The following is a 17958-nucleotide window of genomic DNA, read 5'->3' on the forward strand; positions in this document are numbered from 1 at the left end:
AGGCGAGGCTTCAGGCTGCCCGGCGCAGCGTCGCCAGAACCGCATAGCCGCGATAAAGCGGCGTCGTTCGATCGAGTGCGCCTGCCGCCAGCGCGACCTCGCCGAGCACGGCCGCCAGATCGCCGCGCGGCGTGACGTGGAACAGCGCCAGCCAGCGGTTCAGCACTGTCCTGAATGGTGCGGGCAAACCTGACTGGTCGCCGAAATCCACGATATGCAGCGCCCCACCCGGCGAAAGCCGCCGCAGCGCCTCCTCGACGACGGCGCGCCAGGGCGGGATCATCGAAAGCGCATAGGAGATTACGATCCGGTCGAAACCCGCGCGGTCGAAGAGCGCCTGCGGGTCGAAGCCCGTCGCATCCGCCTGCCGCAGCACGATCCGCCTGTCGAGACCTGCCTTCTCCACGGCTACCCGCGCCGTCGCCAGCATCTCGGCCGAGACATCGAGCCCGTAGCAGGGCCGGCCCGGATAGGCCTGCGCGATCTCGATCAGGTTGCGCCCCGTGCCGCAGCCGATTTCGAGGATTGTCCCGCCCACGGGCGGCGCAAGGCCCGCGATCAGTTCGTCGCGACCCAGCAGGTAGAACTTGCGGCTGGCGTCGTAGATGTGGCGCTGATGGCGGTACATCGCGTCCATCAGGCCCGCGGCCTCGCCGCTTGGCATGGTCGCGCTCACGCGGCCCGCTCCGGCAGGACGTAAAGATGGAAGGCGCCATAGATCGAGGAGCGGTCCTGCTCGCCGAGCTGCCGGCTGGTGGCCTCCTCGTAACGCCAGAGATCGAGGATCGCCGATGGCACACGACCGGGCAGCAGCCTTTCGTCGGCGGCGGTGCGGAAGATCACGCGCGCGCCGGGCCGGGCGGTGCGGGTGATCTGCGACCACAGCGCCGTCAGATCGGCATCGTTCATCCAGTCCTGCGCATCGAGCAGCACATAGGCGTCGCAGCTTTCGGCCGGCTGGCGCTCCAGAAAGGCGGTGATCGCACTCTGGTGGTAGGCGACGCGGCCCGCGCGCGCCTTCACGGCGGCGAAATTGCCGCGCTGCAGATAAGGCGGCAGCGCCTCGTCGGAGCCCGGTTCGTAGCCGCGCCCGAAGGCCTGCCGCGCGAAATAATTGGTCTTGAGATCGAACCCGCAAGCCAGCCGCTCGAGCCGCTGGCGCAGCGCTCCGCGAATGCCGTCATCGCCATCGGCCGCGAGCGCCTTGTACTGCGCCGGCGGGATGCCGAGCCCGTAGAGCGAGGCCGGCTGGCGTATCAGCCAGCGCACCAGCCGCTTGTCGAAGACAGGGGCGAGATGGCGATCGTACAGCACGCGCTGTTCGGCCATGTCGCGCGCCTTGAGCATGACACGCGGATCGCAGCCCAGCGCCCGGCCGAGCAGATGCCCTGCCCCGATGAAGCGGCCGAGCAGGCCGTAGCGGTAGAAATTGCGCGCGAACAGGCCAATCCGCCGCCGCCCGTCCAAGCCCCGCCCCTCCCAATAGGCCCGCGAGACCGGGTCGAGATGGGCCGCGATCTCGTGGTCGTAGAACGCCACGTTCTCGTGCGACTGCGCCTGCCCGAAAAAGCGCAGGAAATCCTCATGCGAGGTCATCCGGGCGAGCGCTGCGAGTTTTAGCCGCCCTAGCGCGATATGCGCTCCGTTCAGGTCGATCGCGCTGATCCTGGCAGGATCGCCAGTCAGATATGACAGGATGTTGCAGGAGCCCGATGCGATCGCGACGACATGGTCGTCGCCCTTCAACGCCAGCGCCTGCATGTCGACGACCGGGTCCTCCCAGATCTGCGGATAGACGAGGCCCGAAAAGGCCAGCGTGAACATCCGCTCCAGCACCCCCGCCTTCGAGAGCGGCTTGCTGCGATGGACCGCCGTGGTCAGCCCCGAGGTCGTCTCTCGCCGGACCGCGCGCGCGCTCTGCATGGCAAACCCCTGGTCGCCTCACTTTGATGGCGAGCCGACTAGAGGAGTCGCGTGACGGTTGGGTGACGCGCGGCTATTGCGCGGTGACGCCCGCCGCCTTGATCACCGGGGTCCATTTGTCCACTTCGGCGCGGACATGGGCTCCTAGCGCGGCGGGGGTCTGACCGGCATCGTCGGGGATGTCACAGCCGAGTTCGAGAAGACGGGCGCGGACATTGGCGTCGGCCAGGGCCGCGCGCCCGGCGGCGTTCAGCTTCTCGACGATGGCTGCCGGCGTGTCCTTCGGCGCGAAGATCGCGTTCCAGCCGACGGCCTGGAATTGCGGCAGGCCGCCCTCCGCGCTGGTCGGCACATCCTTGGCGACATCGAGGCGCTTCGGCGTGGCGACGACATAGGTCTTCAGCGCGGTGAGTTGCGGCACGATGCCGACCGATTGGTCGCAGACATAGTCGAGTTGCTTGGCGAGAAGCGCGTTCATCGCCGGGCCCGAGCCCCGGAACGGCACCTGCTGCACCGGCGCCTTGATCAGATAGTGGAAGTAGACGCAGGTCAGATGCGAGGTCGAGCCGATGCCGCCATGTCCGTAATTGTACTTGCCCGGATTAGCCTGCAGCAGCGCCACGAACTCCTGGAACGTGTTGGCCGGGAAGTCCTTATGCGCGGAGATCAGCATCGGCGTGCCGGCGGTGTTCATCACCGGCGCAAAATCGGTGCGCGGATCATAGGCGAGGTTGGGATAGAGGCCCACCGACGCCGAATGCGTGCCGAGATTGCCCATCATGATGGTGTAGCCGTCGGGCGTCGCCCGCGAGACCCGCAGCGAGCCGGTGGTGCCGCCCGCGCCCGCGACGTTCTCGACGATGACCGACTGTCCGAGCGTGCGACCCATATGGTCGGAGACGATCCGGGCGATGACGTCGGTCGGACCGCCCGCCGCGAAGGGCACGATCATGGTGATCGAACGCGCGGGATAGGTCTGGGCCATGGCCGGCAGGGCAAGCCCCAAGGCGGCAAGAAGCCCGATGATGAAGCGCTGCATGAAAATCCTCCCTTGTGCGGCCGTCGCTTTCGTTGCGATCTGGCGATCTTGTATCGTCGCCACGATGCAGCAGGCGCAGCCCTGACGGCAATGCTCCGGAGATCGATTTGATGAAGACCTACTCTATCGCGGCCATTCCCGGCGATGGCATCGGCGTCGAGGTCATCGCGGCCGGCGTCGAGGTGCTGCAGGCGCTTGCCGCGCGCGACGGCTCTTTCGGTTTCCGCTTCGACCATTTCGACTGGGGCTCGGACTACTACAAACGCACCGGGCTGATGATGCCGGACGATGGCCGCGAGCAGATCAAGGGCCATGACGCGATCTTCTTCGGCGCAGTCGGCGCGCCCGACGTGCCCGACCATGTCACGCTCTGGGGCCTGCGGCTCGCGATCTGCCAGCCCTTCGACCAATACGCCAATGTCCGCCCGACCCGGGTGCTACCCGGCATCACCTCGCCGTTGCGCTCGGTCTCCGGCCCGGAGCTCGACTGGGTGATCGTGCGCGAAAACTCCGAGGGCGAATATGCCGGCGTCGGCGGGCGCGTCCACAAGGGCTTCCCCGAGGAGGTCGCGACCGACGTCTCGATGATGACGCGCGCCGGCGTCGCCCGCATCATCCGCTACGCCTTCAAGCTGGCGCGGTCGCGGCCGCGCAAGCTGCTGACCGTCGTGACCAAATCGAACGCCCAGCGCCACGCGATGGTGATGTGGGACGAGATCGCCGCCGAAGTCGCGGCCGAATTCCCCGACGTGACCTGGGACAAGATGCTGGTCGACGCCATGACCATGCGCATGGTGATCAGGCCGGGCAGCATCGACACCGTCGTCGCGACCAACCTCCACGCCGACATCCTCTCGGATCTCGCCGCCGCGCTCGCCGGCTCTCTCGGCATCGCGCCGACCGCAAACCTCAACCCCGAGCGCGCCTTCCCTTCGATGTTCGAGCCGATCCATGGTTCGGCCTTCGATATCGCCGGCAAGGGCATCGCCAACCCGATCGGCACCTTCTGGACCGCGACGATGATGCTCGACCATCTCGGCGAGCCGGCAGCGTCCGCCCGGCTGATGCGCGCGATCGAGCGCGTCACGGCAGATGCCGCCTTCCATACGCCCGACCTTGGCGGAAGTGCGACGACACGGCAGGTCACCGACGCCGTCATCGCCGCGATCGCCGGCGACAACGCCTGAACAGGATCGTGAACGCAGTTGAGCGCGCCGCAGGCTGAAAATCCCGGCGCATCGTACCATATTGCACCCTGGACTGGAGTTCGCGGCCTGCTCGGCCGCATCACGCAAGGGAGGGCGCAATGGGCCTGATGAGCATGTTCGGCGCGGACAAGGAGAAGAAGCCGGAGGAGCACTTCCCCTTCGAACTCACCGATGCGCAATGGCGCGAGAAGTTGACGCCCGAGCAGTACCGCGTGCTGCGCGGCCACGGCACCGAGCGCCCCGGCTCATGCGCGCTGAACTACGAGAAGCGCGCCGGCACGTTCTCCTGCGTCGGCTGCGGGCAGAAGCTGTTCAAGTCGGGCAAGAAGTTTGAGAGCGGCACCGGCTGGCCGAGCTTCGACCAGCCGCTCGAAGGCGCTGTCGGCATCACCGAGGACCGCAGCCATTTCATGACCCGCACCGAGGTTCACTGCGCCAATTGCGGCGGCCATCTCGGCCACGTCTTTCCCGATGGCCCGCCCCCGACCGGGCAGCGCTACTGCATCAACGGCGTCGTCATGGATTTCGAGCCGGCCACCGGCGAGAGCGCTTCATGACGACGCGCCGGACGCTTCTCGCGACGTTTGGCCTCGCCCTCGGGCTTGGCGCGGCCACGCTGTTTGGTCTCTCCGGGCAGGCCCCCGCCCAGCAGGCGAAACCCGTCCCGGCGGCGACCGCGACGGCGGTCTTCGCGGGCGGCTGCTTCTGGTGCATGGAGCCGCCTTTCGACGCGTTGCCGGGCGTGATCTCGACGACCTCCGGCTACACTGCGGGCAACACCACGGACCCGACCTACAAGGAGGTTTCGTCCGGCAAGACCGGCCATACCGAAGCGATGAAGATCGTCTACGACCCGGCCAAGGTGTCCTATGAGAAGCTGCTCTATGTGTTCTGGCGCAACCACGACCCGCTGACCGCCAACGGCCAGTTCTGCGACAAGGGCAACCAGTACCGCGCCGGGATCTATTACGGCTCGGAAGCCGAGAAGAAGCTCGCCGAGGCCTCGAAGGCCGAGATCGAGAAATCAGGCCGCTTCAAGACGAAGATCACCACCGAGATCGTGGCGCAGACGGCGTTCTACCCGGCCGAGGACTATCATCAGGATTATTACCAGAAGAACCCGATCCGCTACAAAATCTACCGCGGCAGCTGCGGTCGCGACTCGCGCCTGAATGAGCTCTGGGGCGCGGAAGCAGGCGGCGGCGCACATTCCTGAAGAGCGCTGCTTTTTGCTCGAAACCACGGCGTCATCCTGGACAAGCCGCGCAGCGGCGCAGATCCGGGATCCATCGTAAGGCACCATTCGTGCTCTATGATGGATCCCGGTACGACCTTCGGTCGCCCAGGATGACGGCGAGTGGTTCCGACCTCAATCAACAAGCATGACGCCGGGACGACGCGCTTTGGCGCGTCATTTCGGAATCTCGATGACATAGACCGCCTTGTTGCCGACAGTGCCGGTGTGCAGGCAGACCACGCGCGCCCGGCGTTTGCCGGCAGCGTCCTCGATCGCGGCCCAGGCGATGTATTCCGACGAGACGTACTGGCTGCCGACCTTCCGGTCGAAACGGTTCTCATGCAGGCTGTCGCCGCGCTCGAGCTTCATCGATTTGAGGCTGCCGCCCTCGCTCCTGGAGTCGGCCATGGCGAGATTCTCGCAGTCGCGCAGCGGGTCCGGCGCGGGCCTGGGCTGGGCCAGCGCAACCGCAGGCATGACGATCCCGAAAAGACCGACCAGTGTGTAGTGGCGAAAATTCATGGCGAGACCCGCTGGACGCCCGCATCGTCGCGGACGGCCTCACCATGCGTCAGGGGGCAAGACACCACAATCCCACTGGACAAGTCGCGCCGAACGACGCGCAATCTGCTGTCCGACGCCCTATATTGCGACGAGAACGAATCACGATCGAACGTAGCGCCTCTTGTCCGACCACAGCACCACCTCCGCTCCCCTGCCCCGCCCCGGCGGCCTTGCCGCGCGCGCGGCGGCGCAGCCTTCAGCGGGATATCTCTCGGGCCTGAACCCGGAGCAGCGTCAGGCTGTCGAGGCGACGGACGGGCCCGTGCTGGTTCTGGCCGGCGCCGGCACCGGCAAGACCCGCGTGCTCACCACCCGCATCGCGCATCTGATAGCGACCAACCGCGCCTACCCCTCGCAGATTCTGTCGGTGACCTTCACCAACAAGGCCGCCCGCGAGATGAAGGAGCGCATCGCCCATCTTGTCGGCCCGGTCGCCGAGGGCATGCCGTGGCTCGGCACCTTCCACTCGATCTCGGCCAAGATCCTGCGCCGCCACGCCGAACTGCTTGATCTGCGCTCCGATTTCACCATCCTCGACACCGACGACCAGATCCGTCTGATGAAGCAGGTGATCGCGGCCGAAGGCATCGACGAGAAGCGCTGGCCCGGCCGCATGCTGGCGGGCTTCATCGACTCGTGGAAGAACCGCGGGCTTTCCCCCAAGGACGTGCCACCCGGCGAGGCCAGCGTCTTCGCACATGGCAAGGGCGGCAAGCTCTATGCCGCCTATCAGGACAGGCTCAGGACGCTGAACGCCGTCGATTTCGGCGATCTCCTGCTGCACTGCCTGACGCTGTTTCGCGAGCATGCCGACGTGCTCGCCGTTTATCACGAGCGCTTCCGCTACATCCTCGTCGACGAGTATCAGGACACCAACACCGCCCAGTATCTCTGGCTCAGGCTGCTCGCTCAAGGGCGGCGCAACATCGCCTGCGTCGGCGACGACGACCAGTCGATCTATGGCTGGCGCGGCGCGGAAGTGGATAACATCCTGCGCTTCGAGCATGATTTTCCAGGCAGCACGGTGGTCCGGCTGGAGCGCAACTACCGCTCGACCGGGCACATTCTCGCCACCGCCTCGAAGCTGATCGCGCGCAACGAGGGCCGCCTCGGCAAGACGCTGCGCACCGAGGACGTCGCCGGCGAGAAGGTCACCATCACCGGCGCCTGGGACAGCCAGGAGGAAGCCCGTCTCATCACCGACGAGATCGAGGCGATGCAGTCGAGAGGCGAGAACCTCGCCGAGATCGCCGTGCTCGTCCGCATTTCCGCGCAGATGCGCGAACTGGAAGAGCGCTTCGTCCAGACCGGCGTGCCCTATCGCGTCATCGGCGGCCCGCGTTTCTACGAGCGCGCCGAAATCCGCGACGCCATGGCCTATCTGCGCTGTGTGGTCTCGCCAACCGACGATCTCGCCTTCGAGCGCATCGTCAACCAGCCCAAGCGCGGGCTCGGCGACGCGACCGTCCAGATCCTGCACAACCACGCCCGCGCCAGCCAAATCTCGCTGCTGCAATCGGCCCGCATGGTGGTCGAGAGCGACGAGCTCAAGCCCAAGGCCCGCACCACCCTGCGTGAACTGGTTCAGGCCTTCGCCCGCTGGTCGCAGCGCGCTGAACATATGCCGCAGGGCGAACTCGCCGAACTCGTGCTGGAGGAAAGCGGCTACACCGAGATGTGGCAGAAGGACCGCTCGGCCGACGCCGCCGGCCGGCTTGAAAACCTGAAGGAGCTGGTGCGCTCGCTCGACGAATTCCCCGACCTGCCGGCCTTCCTCGAACACGTCTCGCTGGTGATGGACACCGACACGGGTGAAAACGCCGCCCGCGTGTCGATCATGACGCTCCACGGCGCAAAAGGGCTGGAATTCGACACCGTCTTCCTGCCCGGCTGGGAGGAGGGCCTGTTTCCGAACCAGCGCGCGCTCGACGAGAGCGGCCGCGCGGGCCTCGAAGAAGAGCGCCGCCTCGCCCATGTCGGCCTGACCCGCGCCCGCAAGCGGCTGAAGCTTTATTTCGCCTCGAACCGCCGGATTCACGGCCTCTGGCAATCGAGCCTGCCCTCGCGCTTCATCGACGAACTGCCGGAGGAGCATGTCGAGGTCGTCCAGGCGGCTTCCAACTACTCGCAGGGCGGCTATGGCGCCTCGCGTTTCGACCGCATGGAAAGCTTCGGTTCCAGCTACAACACGCCCGGCTGGCAGCGCGCGCAGGAGAACAAGGCGAAAGCCTCCGGCGGAGGCTTCTCCGACAGCGGCGGACGCAGCGGCTTCAACGCGGGCGGCTTTGGCGTAGTCAAGCGCGGCCCGGTCCAGATCGAAGGCGAACTCACCGCCAAATCCTCGGGCTCATCGGCCTATGACGCGGGCGCGCGCGTCTTCCACATCAAATTCGGCCCCGGCTCGGTCGCCAGCGTCGACGGCAACAAGCTGACGGTCGATTTCGACAAGGCCGGTCGGAAGATGGTGCTGGATAGTTTTGTGCAGAAGGCGGGGTGACTCGTTGAGTTCTTGTGAGGTGCGGGGACAACTCAAACAGCACGCAAAACAAAACGGGAACATCATTTAGGCTGAAGCCTTCTGACGATATATGGATCGGGTCAGATGCGAATCAGCAGGTTCCGATGCTCACGAACAGCCGCGATATTATTCGCCGCCTCGAACGAGAGGGGTTCGTACTCAAGGCCGTGCGGGGCTCCCACCACAAGTTCGTGCATGCAGCAACCAAACGCATGGCGATTGTCGTCCATCCCAAGCGGGACATTCCCATCGGCACTGTCCATGGCATATACAAGGACGCTGGTTGGGAACGAGACTGAGCAAAGGTCGCCATGCGACATTACATTGCAGTCGTCCATAAGGACGAAACATCATGCTTCGGCGTGCAGTTTCCCGATGTGAAGGGCGTGTTCACCGCTGGAGACACGCTCGATGATGCGTTTCAGCAAGCACGTGAGGTTCTGGAGTTTGCAGCCGAAAGCTGGTCCGAAGACACCGCCTCGGAATTTCCCGAACCACGAAGCATAGACGAATTGCGACGCGACCCCGATTTTCTGGAGGCCTCGCAAGACGCGATCCTGATGGCAGTTCCGTTCGAGCCGGCACCCGTGCGCCTCGCCGCCGAGTAATTTGACCCACTACGTCGCCATCATCGAGGACGCAGGCCCCGACTTCGCCGTCGGCGTCTGGTTTCCTGATCTGCCCGGCTGCTTTTCGGCCGGCGACACGCTCGATGAAGCACTCGTTAACGCGCCAGAAGCCGTAGCGCTTTGGTTTGAAGACATCGAAGCCGAAGGTCGAATGGTTCCCCGGGCTCGCACGCCGAGCGAACTCAAGGCCGATCCCGAGATCGCCGCCGATATGGCGAAATATGCCATCGCGCTGATCCCGGCTCCGGATGTCGCGCTTCAACCGGCGGCAGAATAGCTCCCCAACCTCTCCGTCATTACGGACAAGCCGCGAAAGCGGCGGCGATCCGGAATCCATCACAAAGCGCTGTAGTGCCTTGCGATGGATTCCGGGTCTCCGCTTCGCTGCGCCCGGAATGATGGCTCTACAGCACCGACGGCCGTCCCCTCACCGCCCATCCCTTGCCCGAAACGCCGCCCGCGCCTTTTCCACCTGCGCGTAATAGGTTTCCGCCCAGACCCAGACGCCGCAGAACGCGGCCGTGAGCTCGCTGCCGAGTTCCGTCAGCGCATAGTCGACATGGGGCGGGATCACCGGATGGACGGTGCGGGTGATCAGCCCGTCGCATTCCATCTGGCGCACGGTTTTGGTCAGCATCTTCTGGCTGATGCCGCCGACGATCCGGCCGATCTGCGTGAAGCGCAGCGTGCCGTGCTCTTCCAGCGCCTCCAGGATCAGCATGGTCCATTTGTCGGCGACCTGCGCGATCACATCGCGCACCAGCGCCTCGACGGCCGGGCTGATTTCGGGATGCGACAGGCGGCCCTGCTCCTGCATCGCCGCGACCGCGGCGCGTATCGTCCCCATCTACACTCTCCTTTTGGTGCCTATAGAACTTTCAGGTGCCTTCTTTCGTTAGGAGAGCATCGCGCCTAGCTCTGTGCAGCGCAACCACGACAGGCGCAATCGCGAAAGGACACGGGCGATGAACATCACAGGCAACACCATTCTCATCACCGGCGGCGGGTCCGGCATCGGCCGGGCGCTGGCCGAAGCGCTTCACGCCAGGGGCAATCAGGTCATCGTCTCCGGCCGGCGCGAAAAGCTGCTCGACGCGGTCACGCAGGCCAATCCCGGCATGGCCTCGCTGCTGCTCGACGTCCAGGACAAGGCCGACATCGAGGCCTTTGCCCGCAGCGCCGTCGAGCGCTTTCCGGCGCTCAACGTGCTGATCAACAATGCCGGCATCATGAAGGACGAGGACGTGACGGTCGCCGCCGAGCATCTCGCGGTCGCCGAGGAGACCATCGTCACCAACCTGCTTGGTCCGATCCGGCTCACGGCGACGCTGCTGCCGCATCTGCTGAAGCAGCCGAAGGCCACCGTGATGAACGTCTCGTCGGGCCTCGCCTTCGTGCCGCTGGCGGTCACGCCGACCTATTCCGCGACCAAGGCAGCGCTGCATTCCTTCTCGATGTCGCTGCGCCATCAACTCAGGGATACCGCAACGCAGGTGATCGAGCTCGCCCCGCCCTATGTGCAGACGGAGCTTCGCGGCCCCGAGCAGGCGGTCGATCCGCGCGCCATGCCGCTGGCCGCCTTCATCGCGGAGGTGATGACGATCCTCGAAACGCAGCCCGACACTTCGGAGGTCATCGTCGAGCCCTGCAGGCCGCTGCGCTTCGCGGCTGAAACCGGCAATCTGCCCGCCGTCTTCGCGCTGGTGAACAGCCTGCACTGACCGGGATCGGTCGTCATTCTCGGGCTTGCCCCGAGAATCTCCCGGCCAGAGGGCACTGGCTTCCGAAATGGTCGGGTCAAGTCCGACCACGACGCCCCTGGCCATCGCCGCCGGCCATGACAACTGGCGGCGAGCCTGCTAATCGCAGGCCATGCGTGAAGGTCTCCTGCCATCGACGGTCGCGACTGTCCTCGAACTCTCGACCTCGGGGGAGAAAGCGCGCGCGCTGACCGAGCTTCTGGGCGAGGTCTTCGACCCCACGGAGACCGCGATCTCGGCCTTCGAGATCGAGAGCGGCGTCACCACCCTCTCGCTCAACGCGCCGTGGAAGGTCGAGATCTATTTCGCTGTTCATCCCGACGAGGACGCCGTGCGCGACATGCTGCGGCCCATCGTCGGCGGGGTCATCGACACCACGCCCTTCACGACGGTGAACCAGCAGGACTGGGTCGCAGCCAGCCTCGACGGGCTGAAGCCCGTGCGCGCCGGCCGCGTCCTCGTCCATGGCGAGCATGACCGGGACGCGGTGCGGATCAACGATATCGGCATCGAGATTCCCGCCGCGCTCGCCTTCGGAACCGGCCATCACGGCACGACTGCAGGTTGCCTGCTCGCGCTCGACGCGGAACTGAAGCAGCGCCGCCCGCGCCATGCCATCGATGTCGGCACCGGCACCGGCATCCTCGCGCTGGCACTGGCCAAGCAGATCAAACGCAAGGTCGTCGCCGGCGACATCGATCTGGTCGCGGTAGAGGTCGCCGCGCACAACGCCCGCGTCAACCATGCTCCCCACGGGCTCGACCTCTATGTTGCGCCGGGCCTGCGCCACGCCAAGGCGAACCGCCCGGGCCATTTCGACCTCGTGTTCGCCAATATCCTGGCCGGGCCGCTGAAGCGGCTGGCTCCATCTATCGCGCGCGCCCTGTCGGATGACGGCACGGTGATCCTGTCGGGCCTGCTGGCGATGGATGTCGCCGGCGTGGTTTCGGTCTACCGGCATCAGGGGCTTTATCTCGCCCGCCGGTCGCTGCGCGAGGGCTGGGCCACGCTGGTCATGAAAAAAGGCGGCGCGGCCCCAAGACCACGCCGCCCTCGATAGGCAAATTGAAGTGCCGGCGGCTGCGATCCTGCGTCAGGCGGCCGGCATGGCGTAGGAGCGCAGCCTCCGTATCAGAAGCCGATTGGGCCGTACTTGGCTTCCGCCTCGGCCTGCATCGAGCGGGCGTCGTGCCAGACGGCGGAGGTGAACTTGGCGGTGTCGGCGACCCAGTCGTAGATGTGCTTGACGATGGCGATCATGACGATTGTCCTAGGGCTGTGCGGCGCGGCGCGTGGCTGCGCGCGAAATCCGGGTGAGAGCGATCAGCGATTGAACGGCAGCGCGGCGTCTTTGCTCAGTTCGGTATGCGGGAAACCGCCGAGCACGATCTCCGCCTCGTTGACGAGGTAGGAGCGGGCCCGCAATTCGCGCAGCGCGGAGCGGCGGCGGCTTTCCAGTATGGCGACGTAGAGCCGCTGGAAGAACGTCGTTTCGCTGGTCTTGACGGTGGTTTTCACAGCGGCTTCCGAAGCCAGCAGTGAGGCGGTGTTGTTCAGCAGATAAGTCACAGGTCCATCTCCTCATTCAAACGAAGGACAGTCCCGGTCGCTTCCTCGTTCTCTTATGCGACTAAAGTGGGGTCTTTTCGCACTTGCGAGAAGATGTTTTTGCAGGTGCGAGATATGCATGAAACGCATGCAATCCGTTTCATTTCGTTAACGTTTGCGTTTATCGCATAGCAATGAGGCAACGAGCCCAAAACGGAGGCCGCGCCAGCCTGCGCGGAAAGCAGGGCCAAATTCCGCTTTTGCGCTGGCCTTCGAATCGCGCAGGCGCAACGATGCGCCAATTCGCCCAGCCTGGACCGATCATGACCTCATCGCCTGCCTCTAGATCGCCTGCCCCCGCCTGCCGCTTCCAGTCCTTCTCCGAGCCGAGCAACCCGGCGCAGGTCGCGCCGCGGATCGCGGCCTTGCGCAGGGCGCTCGCCGCGCAGGGGCTGGACGGCTTCATCGTGCCCCGTGCCGACGAGCATCAGGGCGAATACGTCCCCGCCCATATGGCCCGCCTCGCCTGGCTGACCGGCTTCACCGGCTCGGCCGGCAGCGCCATCGTGCTCGCCGGCAAGGCGGCGCTGATCGTCGATGGCCGCTACACCATCCAGTCTGCCGCGCAGACCGACGCCGGCATCGTCACGCCAACCAAAATGGAAGAGACGCCGCTCGAACGCTGGATCGAGGCGAACCTGCCAGCCGGCGCCCGGCTCGGCTACGATCCCTGGCTGCATACGGTCGACGGCGTCGCCAGGCTGGAGAAGGCCGTGGCAACGGCCGGCGGCACCCTCGTGGCCGTCGCGAAAAATCCGGTCGACGCGATCTGGGCCGACCGCCCCGCCCCGCCGACAGCCCCGGTCAAGGCGCATCGCGCTGATTTCGCCGGCGAGGACACCGCAGGCAAGCTCGCCCGCATCCAGGAGGCGCTGAGCAAGGCGAAGGTCGATGCGCTGGTGGTCTCCGACCCGCATGCGCTGGCCTGGACTTTCAACATCCGCGGCGGCGATGTCGAGCACACGCCGCTGCCGCTGGGTTACGCCATCGTGCCGCGCGAGGGCCGCCCGACCGTCTTCCTCGTGCCGGAGAAGATCACCAACGAAGCAGGCGACGCCATCGGCGCGGTCGGCGAGATCGCCCCGCCCGCCGCGCTGGAAACCCAGCTCAGGGCGCTCGGAGCGGCCGGAGCCAAGGTGAGGCTGGATTCGGCGACCGCGGCATCGGCACTCGCAAGCCTGATCAGCGCCGCCGGCGGCACGCCCGATGCGGGCGCGGACCCGATCGCGCTGATGAAGGCGCGCAAGAACGAGGCCGAGCTGAAGGGCACGCGCGACGCGCATCTGCGCGATGGCGCGGCGATCGTGCGCTTCCTGACCTGGCTCGCCCGCGAGGCCCCCAAGGGCGGCCTGACCGAGATCGACGCGGTCGCCGCGCTCGAAGCCGAGCGCCTGAAGACCGGGCAGCTGAAGGACATCTCGTTCACGACGATCGCGGGCGCCGGCCCCAACGCCGCCTTGCCGCATTATCGCGTCACCGATGCCAGCAACCGCAAGATCGAGGCCGGCATCTTCCTGGTCGATTCAGGTGGCCAATACGAGGACGGCACCACCGACATCACCCGCACCATGGCCGTCGGCGAGCCGACCGACGAGATGCGCGACCGCTACACCCGCGTGCTCAAGGGCCATCTCGCGATCTCGCGCGTCGTCTTCGTCAAGGGCACCTCGGGCGCGCAACTCGATGCCCTGGCGCGGCTGCCGCTCTGGCAGGCGGGGCTGGATTTCGACCATGGCACCGGCCATGGCGTCGGCAGCTATCTCTCGGTGCATGAGGGGCCGCAGCGGCTCTCCAAGCTCGGCACCACGCCGCTCGAACCCGGCATGATCCTCTCCAACGAGCCCGGCTACTACAAGCAGGGCGAATACGGCATCCGCATCGAGAACCTGATCGTGGTCGAGGAGCGCGTCATCCCCGGTGGCGACCGGACGATCTACGGTTTCGAGACGATCACCTGGTGCCCCTATGAGCGCGCGCTGATCGACCTCAGACTGCTCGACGAAGGCGAGATCGCCTGGATCAACGCCTATCACGCCCAGGTCTGGAGCAATCTCGCAGCCCTGGTCGAGGGCGAGGCGAAGGCGTGGCTGGAGAAGGCGTGCCTGCCTTTATAAGCCAGCGTCAGTCCCAGAGATCGGTCGAGAGATATTTCAGGCCAGAGTCGCAGATCAGCACGGCGATGGTCTTTCCGGCCTCCGCGCCGGCGAGCAGCTGAAGCGCGGCAGCGACATTGGCGCCGGCTGAAAAACCGCCAAAAATGCCCTCGCAGCGCGCCAACAGCCGCGTCGCGTCGCGCGCCTCCTGCCCGGACACGCGCAGATAGCCATCGACCTCGACACCCCCCAGGAACGCGAGATCGCGGATGGCGTAGCCCCCGCCCTGGATCGGATGCTCGGCTTGCGTGACGGGCTCGCCTGCGGCCGCCGCCGCCCCGGTCGGTTCGACCACGAAACATCGCACCAGCGGATCGCGCTCCTTCAGGGCCTTGGCGACGCCGGCATAGCTGCCGCCCGAACCGATGAAATCGACGAAGACGTCGATGGCGCCCGCGCTCGCCTCCCACAGCTCCGGCCCGGTCGTCCGGTAATGGGAAAGCCAGTTGCCGGCCCGGTTGAACTGATCGGCGCGAAAGGCCCCGCGCTCCCGCGCGATGCGCGTCGCCTCCTGATCGACGAGCGCCAGATCGCCGCCCGAGACCTGTCCCGGCATCGAATCCGGCAGTTGATCGACGAGGATCACTTCCGCCCCCAGCGCGCGCATCATCCGCGCGCGTTCCTCCGAATTGCCCTTCGACATCACGGCGACGAACGGGTAGCCCCGGTTGGCACAGACGATCGCGAGACCCGTGCCCATATTGCCGGATGTGAGTTCGACGACGGTCTGGCCGGGGCTCAACGAGCCGTCACGTTCAGCCTCGTCGATGATGCCGAGCGCGGCCCGATCCTTCTTCGAGAAGCCGGGATTGAGATATTCCAGCTTGGCCAGGATGGTGCCTTCGACGCCCGCCTGCCGCGTCATCCGATCGAGCCGGACGAGTGGAGTTCCGCCGATCGCATCGACAACCGAATTCAGGATGGCGCTCATGTCAGTCTCCAGCCGGGCGGATCCGACTTTAGAGCAGCAGCCGGAAGCATACGACGCTCGCGACGCCGACGGCGACGACGCCCAGCACCGGCAGCCGCGTTGCAGCAAGGGCCGTCAGCAGCGCCGCCCCCGTCTCGGCCCAGCCGGTCGCGAGCGCGCTCGGCGCGATCACCGCGATCAGCACCGCCGGCGGAATGGCGTCGAAGGCGGCCTGTGCCCGTGGCGACAGATCGAGCCGGCCCGCCAGCGCAAGCCCGGCGAGGCGCGTGGCGCAGGTGACGATCGCCATGCCGAGAATGGCGAGGAGGTTGAGCGTGTCGAAGGTCATGTCGCCCTCTCCTCACTGGCCGTCCCGCTCTCACGGCCTGCCGCAAGCCAGGCCGCCGCCAAGCCAAACACCGCACCGGCGAGCACATGCCAGGGCGCACCGATCAGGCGGTAGGTCAGGGCCGAGGCGATACCCGAAGCGGCGACCGTCCAGCCGGTGACACGACCCTGCCAGAGCGAGGCGACGAGCGCGATGAAGATCGCGGTAAAGGCGAAATCCGCCCCAAAGCGGCGCGGATCGCCAAGCGCCGGGCCGATCACGGCGCCCAGCGTCGTCATGATCAGCCAGGTCGGGATCAGGCACGCGATCAGCCCGAACCAGTAGGCCGGCGTGATCGTGTGCTCGCGCGCGCGTTTCTCCGCCATCGCCCAGTTCTCGTCGGCCATGTAGTAGAGCCCGAAGAACTTCTGCGTGGGGCTGAAACCGTCGAGCTTGGGCACGATCGACGCACTCATCAGCACATGGCGCGAATTGATCAGCAGCGTCGAGAACACCAGCGCGACGACCGGCGCGGGCATGATCCAGATCTCGATCGCCGCGAATTGCGCGCCGCCCGCGAAGACGAAGATGCCCATCAGGAAAACCTCGAGCACCGACAGGCCCTTCGCCGAGGCGAGCGCGCCGAACAGCAGGCCAAACGGCGCCGCCGCGATCGCAGCGGGCACGATGTCGGCAAGCCCCTTGCGGGCATCCGCGAGAACCGGGTTCATGATGGGCTGATCCGTCAGGAGAGATGCGCGGCGCGGAAGACGCCGGGCGTGACGCCGTAGCGCGCCTTGAAGGCCCGCGTCAGATGCGCCTGGTCGCAGAAGCCCGTGGCGGCGGCCACCTCGCATGGCGCCTCGCCCAGCCGCAGCCGGTCGCGCGCGCGCCTGATCCGGACATCGACGAGATAGGCATGCGGCGTCAGCCCGGTCTCAGCCCGGAAGGCCCGGATCAGATGGTGTCGCGGCACCCCTGTCAGCCGCGACAGATCGGCCAGCGAGATATCCTCCTCGAAGCGCTGCTCGAAGACCTGCCGCGCCAGAGCGACGGGCCCGGCTTCGCCCCCGAGCGGGACGACCGCCCAGTTGGCATGCCGGGCGAGGCAGCGGGCATAAAAGCCAAGCAGCATCTGCTCGCCGGCGAGTGCGTCGACGCCCTGTTCGATCACGCGATGGGCGGCGGCAAACAGCGCCGCGCCCTCGGCGTCCTCGACCAGAGGCGCCGGGAAGAACGGCGTCGCGGCCGTGTCGCGACCGCTAAGCGAACCGGCGACTTCCCGCATCAGCCCGACGCCCGGATAGGTCATCCGATAGCTGTAGCCCGCGCCATGGGGTTCGCCGTCATGGGTCTCCAGCGGATTGACGAAGGCGATCTGTCCGGGCCGGGCATAATGGCGGACGCCGCGCACGTGAAAAGTCTCGCACCCGGCCTCGATCACGCCGGCGACATAGCTCTCATGGCGATGGGGGGCGTAGGTATGGCTGCGGAAGGTCGCGGACAGGCAATCCAGCCCGTCAAAGCGCGCCGCCGGAAACAGCTTCGCCCGCTCGCCGGCGGCAAGCGGTTCGAGCTTCAGTGTTTCAGCCTGGGCGATCGCGTCCATGGCGGCAGGATAGAGCGGAAGCGCCGGCTCGTGTCTTGAAGAAAAGTGATGGCGACGATCACACGAGCACAACCCGTTTGCCGGAACAAACCGCCGGGACGCCGGTTTTCATAGCCGAAGGTCGAGCGCACTGACGATGGCGTTTCGACCGATGCAAACGGACACATCATCATGACGATCAAATCTCTTGCACTCGCCGGTGCTGCGGCATTGGCCATCTTCGCACTTCCGATGGCAGCCAATGCGCAGGGCGTGCCGCGTGGCGCGGCCCAGGGAGCAGACATCGGCAACCGGGCAGCCGGCCCGGTCGGCGGCGCGGCGGGCGCTGTGGTCGGCGGCGTTGCCGGCGGCGTCGTGGGCGGCGTCAAGGGTGTCGTCGGCATTCCGCAGAGGACCGGGCTTCCGCACCGCAATCGCCACAGGCGCCATCACCGTCGTTGATGGCTGACACCGGGCCCGTAGACGGCCTGCC

Annotated in this window: 22 protein-coding genes; 11 read left to right on the plus strand and 11 right to left on the minus strand. The window is 66.4% G+C overall.

All coding sequences use genetic code 11. From position 1 onward, the window contains the following. Positions 1 to 10: 10 nt before the first annotated feature. The 3 genes from AC1DZY_RS14495 to AC1DZY_RS14505 form a co-directional block, all read right to left on the minus strand. Positions 11 to 628: a class I SAM-dependent methyltransferase gene (locus AC1DZY_RS14495; protein WP_476820955.1), complete on the minus strand. Its 618-nt coding sequence runs from the start codon at positions 626 to 628 to the stop codon at positions 11 to 13. Positions 629 to 672: 44 nt separating this feature from the next. Continuing rightward, positions 673 to 1923: a BtaA family protein gene (locus tag AC1DZY_RS14500; protein ID WP_476820825.1), complete on the minus strand. Its 1251-nt coding sequence runs from the start codon at positions 1921 to 1923 to the stop codon at positions 673 to 675. Between the two features lie 73 nt (positions 1924 to 1996). Continuing rightward, entirely contained in the window at positions 1997 to 2962 is a 966-nt protein-coding gene (locus tag AC1DZY_RS14505; RefSeq protein WP_476820826.1) for a tripartite tricarboxylate transporter substrate-binding protein, read from the minus strand. Positions 2963 to 3072: 110 nt separating this feature from the next. Here AC1DZY_RS14505 and AC1DZY_RS14510 point away from each other — a divergent pair, with 110 nt between their 5' ends. The 3 genes from AC1DZY_RS14510 to msrA all read left to right on the plus strand — a co-directional run bounded on the left by AC1DZY_RS14510 (position 3073) and on the right by msrA (position 5386). Further along, entirely contained in the window at positions 3073 to 4149 is a 1077-nt protein-coding gene (locus tag AC1DZY_RS14510; protein WP_476820827.1) for a tartrate dehydrogenase, read from the plus strand. 128 nt (positions 4150 to 4277) lie between these two features. Beyond that, positions 4278 to 4727: a peptide-methionine (R)-S-oxide reductase MsrB gene (msrB, locus tag AC1DZY_RS14515; RefSeq protein WP_476820956.1), complete on the plus strand. Its 450-nt coding sequence runs from the start codon at positions 4278 to 4280 to the stop codon at positions 4725 to 4727. Further along, positions 4724 to 5386 (plus strand): peptide-methionine (S)-S-oxide reductase MsrA, encoded by a 663-nt coding sequence (gene msrA / locus AC1DZY_RS14520; protein WP_476820828.1) that lies wholly within the window; start codon positions 4724 to 4726, stop codon positions 5384 to 5386. The genes msrB and msrA overlap by 4 nt, the downstream gene beginning before the upstream one ends. Before the next feature lie 195 nt (positions 5387 to 5581). On the opposite strand, the gene AC1DZY_RS14525 is transcribed toward msrA, so the two are convergent. Beyond that, positions 5582 to 5929: a hypothetical protein gene (locus tag AC1DZY_RS14525; RefSeq protein ID WP_476820829.1), complete on the minus strand. Its 348-nt coding sequence runs from the start codon at positions 5927 to 5929 to the stop codon at positions 5582 to 5584. Positions 5930 to 6092: 163 nt separating this feature from the next. Here AC1DZY_RS14525 and AC1DZY_RS14530 point away from each other — a divergent pair, with 163 nt between their 5' ends. The 4 genes from AC1DZY_RS14530 to AC1DZY_RS14545 all read left to right on the plus strand — a co-directional run bounded on the left by AC1DZY_RS14530 (position 6093) and on the right by AC1DZY_RS14545 (position 9395). Further along, positions 6093 to 8468 (plus strand): ATP-dependent helicase, encoded by a 2376-nt coding sequence (locus tag AC1DZY_RS14530; RefSeq protein ID WP_476820830.1) that lies wholly within the window; start codon positions 6093 to 6095, stop codon positions 8466 to 8468. A gap of 125 nt (positions 8469 to 8593) precedes the next feature. Continuing rightward, positions 8594 to 8788: a type II toxin-antitoxin system HicA family toxin gene (locus AC1DZY_RS14535; RefSeq protein ID WP_476820831.1), complete on the plus strand. Its 195-nt coding sequence runs from the start codon at positions 8594 to 8596 to the stop codon at positions 8786 to 8788. A gap of 12 nt (positions 8789 to 8800) precedes the next feature. Next, positions 8801 to 9097, plus strand: coding sequence for a type II toxin-antitoxin system HicB family antitoxin (locus tag AC1DZY_RS14540; RefSeq protein WP_476820832.1), 297 nt, complete (start codon positions 8801 to 8803; stop codon positions 9095 to 9097). A 1-nt stretch (position 9098) separates the two neighbouring features. After that, the gene (locus tag AC1DZY_RS14545; protein WP_476820833.1) at positions 9099 to 9395 is read left to right on the plus strand and encodes a type II toxin-antitoxin system HicB family antitoxin; all 297 of its coding nucleotides are present in this window, start codon (positions 9099 to 9101) and stop codon (positions 9393 to 9395) included. A 150-nt stretch (positions 9396 to 9545) separates the two neighbouring features. Here AC1DZY_RS14545 and AC1DZY_RS14550 read toward each other — a convergent pair whose 3' ends face one another. Further along, positions 9546 to 9965, minus strand: coding sequence for a winged helix-turn-helix transcriptional regulator (locus AC1DZY_RS14550; protein ID WP_476820834.1), 420 nt, complete (start codon positions 9963 to 9965; stop codon positions 9546 to 9548). 118 nt (positions 9966 to 10083) lie between these two features. Here AC1DZY_RS14550 and AC1DZY_RS14555 point away from each other — a divergent pair, with 118 nt between their 5' ends. After that, positions 10084 to 10839: an SDR family oxidoreductase gene (locus tag AC1DZY_RS14555; RefSeq protein WP_476820835.1), complete on the plus strand. Its 756-nt coding sequence runs from the start codon at positions 10084 to 10086 to the stop codon at positions 10837 to 10839. A 151-nt stretch (positions 10840 to 10990) separates the two neighbouring features. Continuing rightward, positions 10991 to 11938 carry a 50S ribosomal protein L11 methyltransferase gene (locus tag AC1DZY_RS14560; RefSeq protein WP_476820836.1) on the plus strand — a complete coding sequence of 316 codons (948 nt, stop codon included), beginning with the start codon at positions 10991 to 10993 and terminating at the stop codon, positions 11936 to 11938. Between the two features lie 71 nt (positions 11939 to 12009). On the opposite strand, the gene AC1DZY_RS14565 is transcribed toward AC1DZY_RS14560, so the two are convergent. Further along, the gene (locus AC1DZY_RS14565) at positions 12010 to 12138 is read right to left on the minus strand and encodes a hypothetical protein (RefSeq protein ID WP_476820837.1); all 129 of its coding nucleotides are present in this window, start codon (positions 12136 to 12138) and stop codon (positions 12010 to 12012) included. 63 nt (positions 12139 to 12201) lie between these two features. Then, on the minus strand, positions 12202 to 12447 hold the full coding sequence (locus tag AC1DZY_RS14570; protein WP_476820838.1) for a hypothetical protein: 246 nt from the start codon (positions 12445 to 12447) through the stop codon (positions 12202 to 12204). A 302-nt stretch (positions 12448 to 12749) separates the two neighbouring features. Between AC1DZY_RS14570 and AC1DZY_RS14575 the strand changes: the two genes are divergently transcribed. Further along, positions 12750 to 14600 (plus strand): aminopeptidase P family protein, encoded by a 1851-nt coding sequence (locus tag AC1DZY_RS14575; RefSeq protein WP_476820839.1) that lies wholly within the window; start codon positions 12750 to 12752, stop codon positions 14598 to 14600. Positions 14601 to 14607: 7 nt separating this feature from the next. Here AC1DZY_RS14575 and AC1DZY_RS14580 read toward each other — a convergent pair whose 3' ends face one another. From AC1DZY_RS14580 to AC1DZY_RS14595, 4 genes are read right to left on the minus strand one after another with little or no spacing between them, the layout of a single operon-like run. Further along, complete coding sequence (locus AC1DZY_RS14580; protein ID WP_476820840.1) at positions 14608 to 15570, minus strand: PLP-dependent cysteine synthase family protein; 963 nt, start codon at positions 15568 to 15570, stop codon at positions 14608 to 14610. Between the two features lie 28 nt (positions 15571 to 15598). Beyond that, the gene (locus AC1DZY_RS14585; protein ID WP_476820841.1) at positions 15599 to 15898 is read right to left on the minus strand and encodes an AzlD family protein; all 300 of its coding nucleotides are present in this window, start codon (positions 15896 to 15898) and stop codon (positions 15599 to 15601) included. Further along, positions 15895 to 16608 carry an AzlC family ABC transporter permease gene (locus AC1DZY_RS14590; protein WP_476820842.1) on the minus strand — a complete coding sequence of 238 codons (714 nt, stop codon included), beginning with the start codon at positions 16606 to 16608 and terminating at the stop codon, positions 15895 to 15897. Before AC1DZY_RS14590 ends, AC1DZY_RS14585 begins: the two co-directional genes overlap by 4 nt. A 14-nt stretch (positions 16609 to 16622) precedes the next feature. After that, the gene (locus AC1DZY_RS14595; RefSeq protein WP_476820843.1) at positions 16623 to 17486 is read right to left on the minus strand and encodes a helix-turn-helix domain-containing protein; all 864 of its coding nucleotides are present in this window, start codon (positions 17484 to 17486) and stop codon (positions 16623 to 16625) included. Between the two features lie 171 nt (positions 17487 to 17657). Between AC1DZY_RS14595 and AC1DZY_RS14600 the strand changes: the two genes are divergently transcribed. Next, complete coding sequence (locus tag AC1DZY_RS14600) at positions 17658 to 17927, plus strand: hypothetical protein (protein WP_476820844.1); 270 nt, start codon at positions 17658 to 17660, stop codon at positions 17925 to 17927. The last annotated feature ends 31 nt before the right edge of the window (positions 17928 to 17958 follow it).

It is taken from the genome of Allobosea sp. P2_A10, from assembly GCF_056405115.1.

Excerpts from the sequence above, each read along its gene's own strand:
- AC1DZY_RS14495 (WP_476820955.1), bottom strand. The coding sequence starts at position 628 with ATGTACCGCCATCAGCGCCACATCTACGACGCCAGCCGCAAGTTCTAC.
- AC1DZY_RS14500 (WP_476820825.1), bottom strand. The coding sequence starts at position 1,923 with ATGCAGAGCGCGCGCGCGGTCCGGCGAGAGACGACCTCGGGGCTGACC.
- AC1DZY_RS14505 (WP_476820826.1), bottom strand. The coding sequence starts at position 2,962 with ATGCAGCGCTTCATCATCGGGCTTCTTGCCGCCTTGGGGCTTGCCCTG.
- AC1DZY_RS14510 (WP_476820827.1), top strand. The coding sequence starts at position 3,073 with ATGAAGACCTACTCTATCGCGGCCATTCCCGGCGATGGCATCGGCGTC.
- msrB (WP_476820956.1), top strand. The coding sequence starts at position 4,278 with ATGAGCATGTTCGGCGCGGACAAGGAGAAGAAGCCGGAGGAGCACTTC.
- msrA (WP_476820828.1), top strand. The coding sequence starts at position 4,724 with ATGACGACGCGCCGGACGCTTCTCGCGACGTTTGGCCTCGCCCTCGGG.
- AC1DZY_RS14525 (WP_476820829.1), bottom strand. The coding sequence starts at position 5,929 with ATGAATTTTCGCCACTACACACTGGTCGGTCTTTTCGGGATCGTCATG.
- AC1DZY_RS14535 (WP_476820831.1), top strand. The coding sequence starts at position 8,594 with ATGCTCACGAACAGCCGCGATATTATTCGCCGCCTCGAACGAGAGGGG.
- AC1DZY_RS14540 (WP_476820832.1), top strand. The coding sequence starts at position 8,801 with ATGCGACATTACATTGCAGTCGTCCATAAGGACGAAACATCATGCTTC.
- AC1DZY_RS14550 (WP_476820834.1), bottom strand. The coding sequence starts at position 9,965 with ATGGGGACGATACGCGCCGCGGTCGCGGCGATGCAGGAGCAGGGCCGC.
- AC1DZY_RS14555 (WP_476820835.1), top strand. The coding sequence starts at position 10,084 with ATGAACATCACAGGCAACACCATTCTCATCACCGGCGGCGGGTCCGGC.
- AC1DZY_RS14560 (WP_476820836.1), top strand. The coding sequence starts at position 10,991 with ATGCGTGAAGGTCTCCTGCCATCGACGGTCGCGACTGTCCTCGAACTC.
- AC1DZY_RS14565 (WP_476820837.1), bottom strand. The coding sequence starts at position 12,138 with ATGATCGCCATCGTCAAGCACATCTACGACTGGGTCGCCGACACCGCC.
- AC1DZY_RS14575 (WP_476820839.1), top strand. The coding sequence starts at position 12,750 with ATGACCTCATCGCCTGCCTCTAGATCGCCTGCCCCCGCCTGCCGCTTC.
- AC1DZY_RS14580 (WP_476820840.1), bottom strand. The coding sequence starts at position 15,570 with ATGAGCGCCATCCTGAATTCGGTTGTCGATGCGATCGGCGGAACTCCA.
- AC1DZY_RS14585 (WP_476820841.1), bottom strand. The coding sequence starts at position 15,898 with ATGACCTTCGACACGCTCAACCTCCTCGCCATTCTCGGCATGGCGATC.
- AC1DZY_RS14590 (WP_476820842.1), bottom strand. The coding sequence starts at position 16,608 with ATGAACCCGGTTCTCGCGGATGCCCGCAAGGGGCTTGCCGACATCGTG.
- AC1DZY_RS14595 (WP_476820843.1), bottom strand. The coding sequence starts at position 17,486 with ATGGACGCGATCGCCCAGGCTGAAACACTGAAGCTCGAACCGCTTGCC.
- AC1DZY_RS14600 (WP_476820844.1), top strand. The coding sequence starts at position 17,658 with ATGACGATCAAATCTCTTGCACTCGCCGGTGCTGCGGCATTGGCCATC.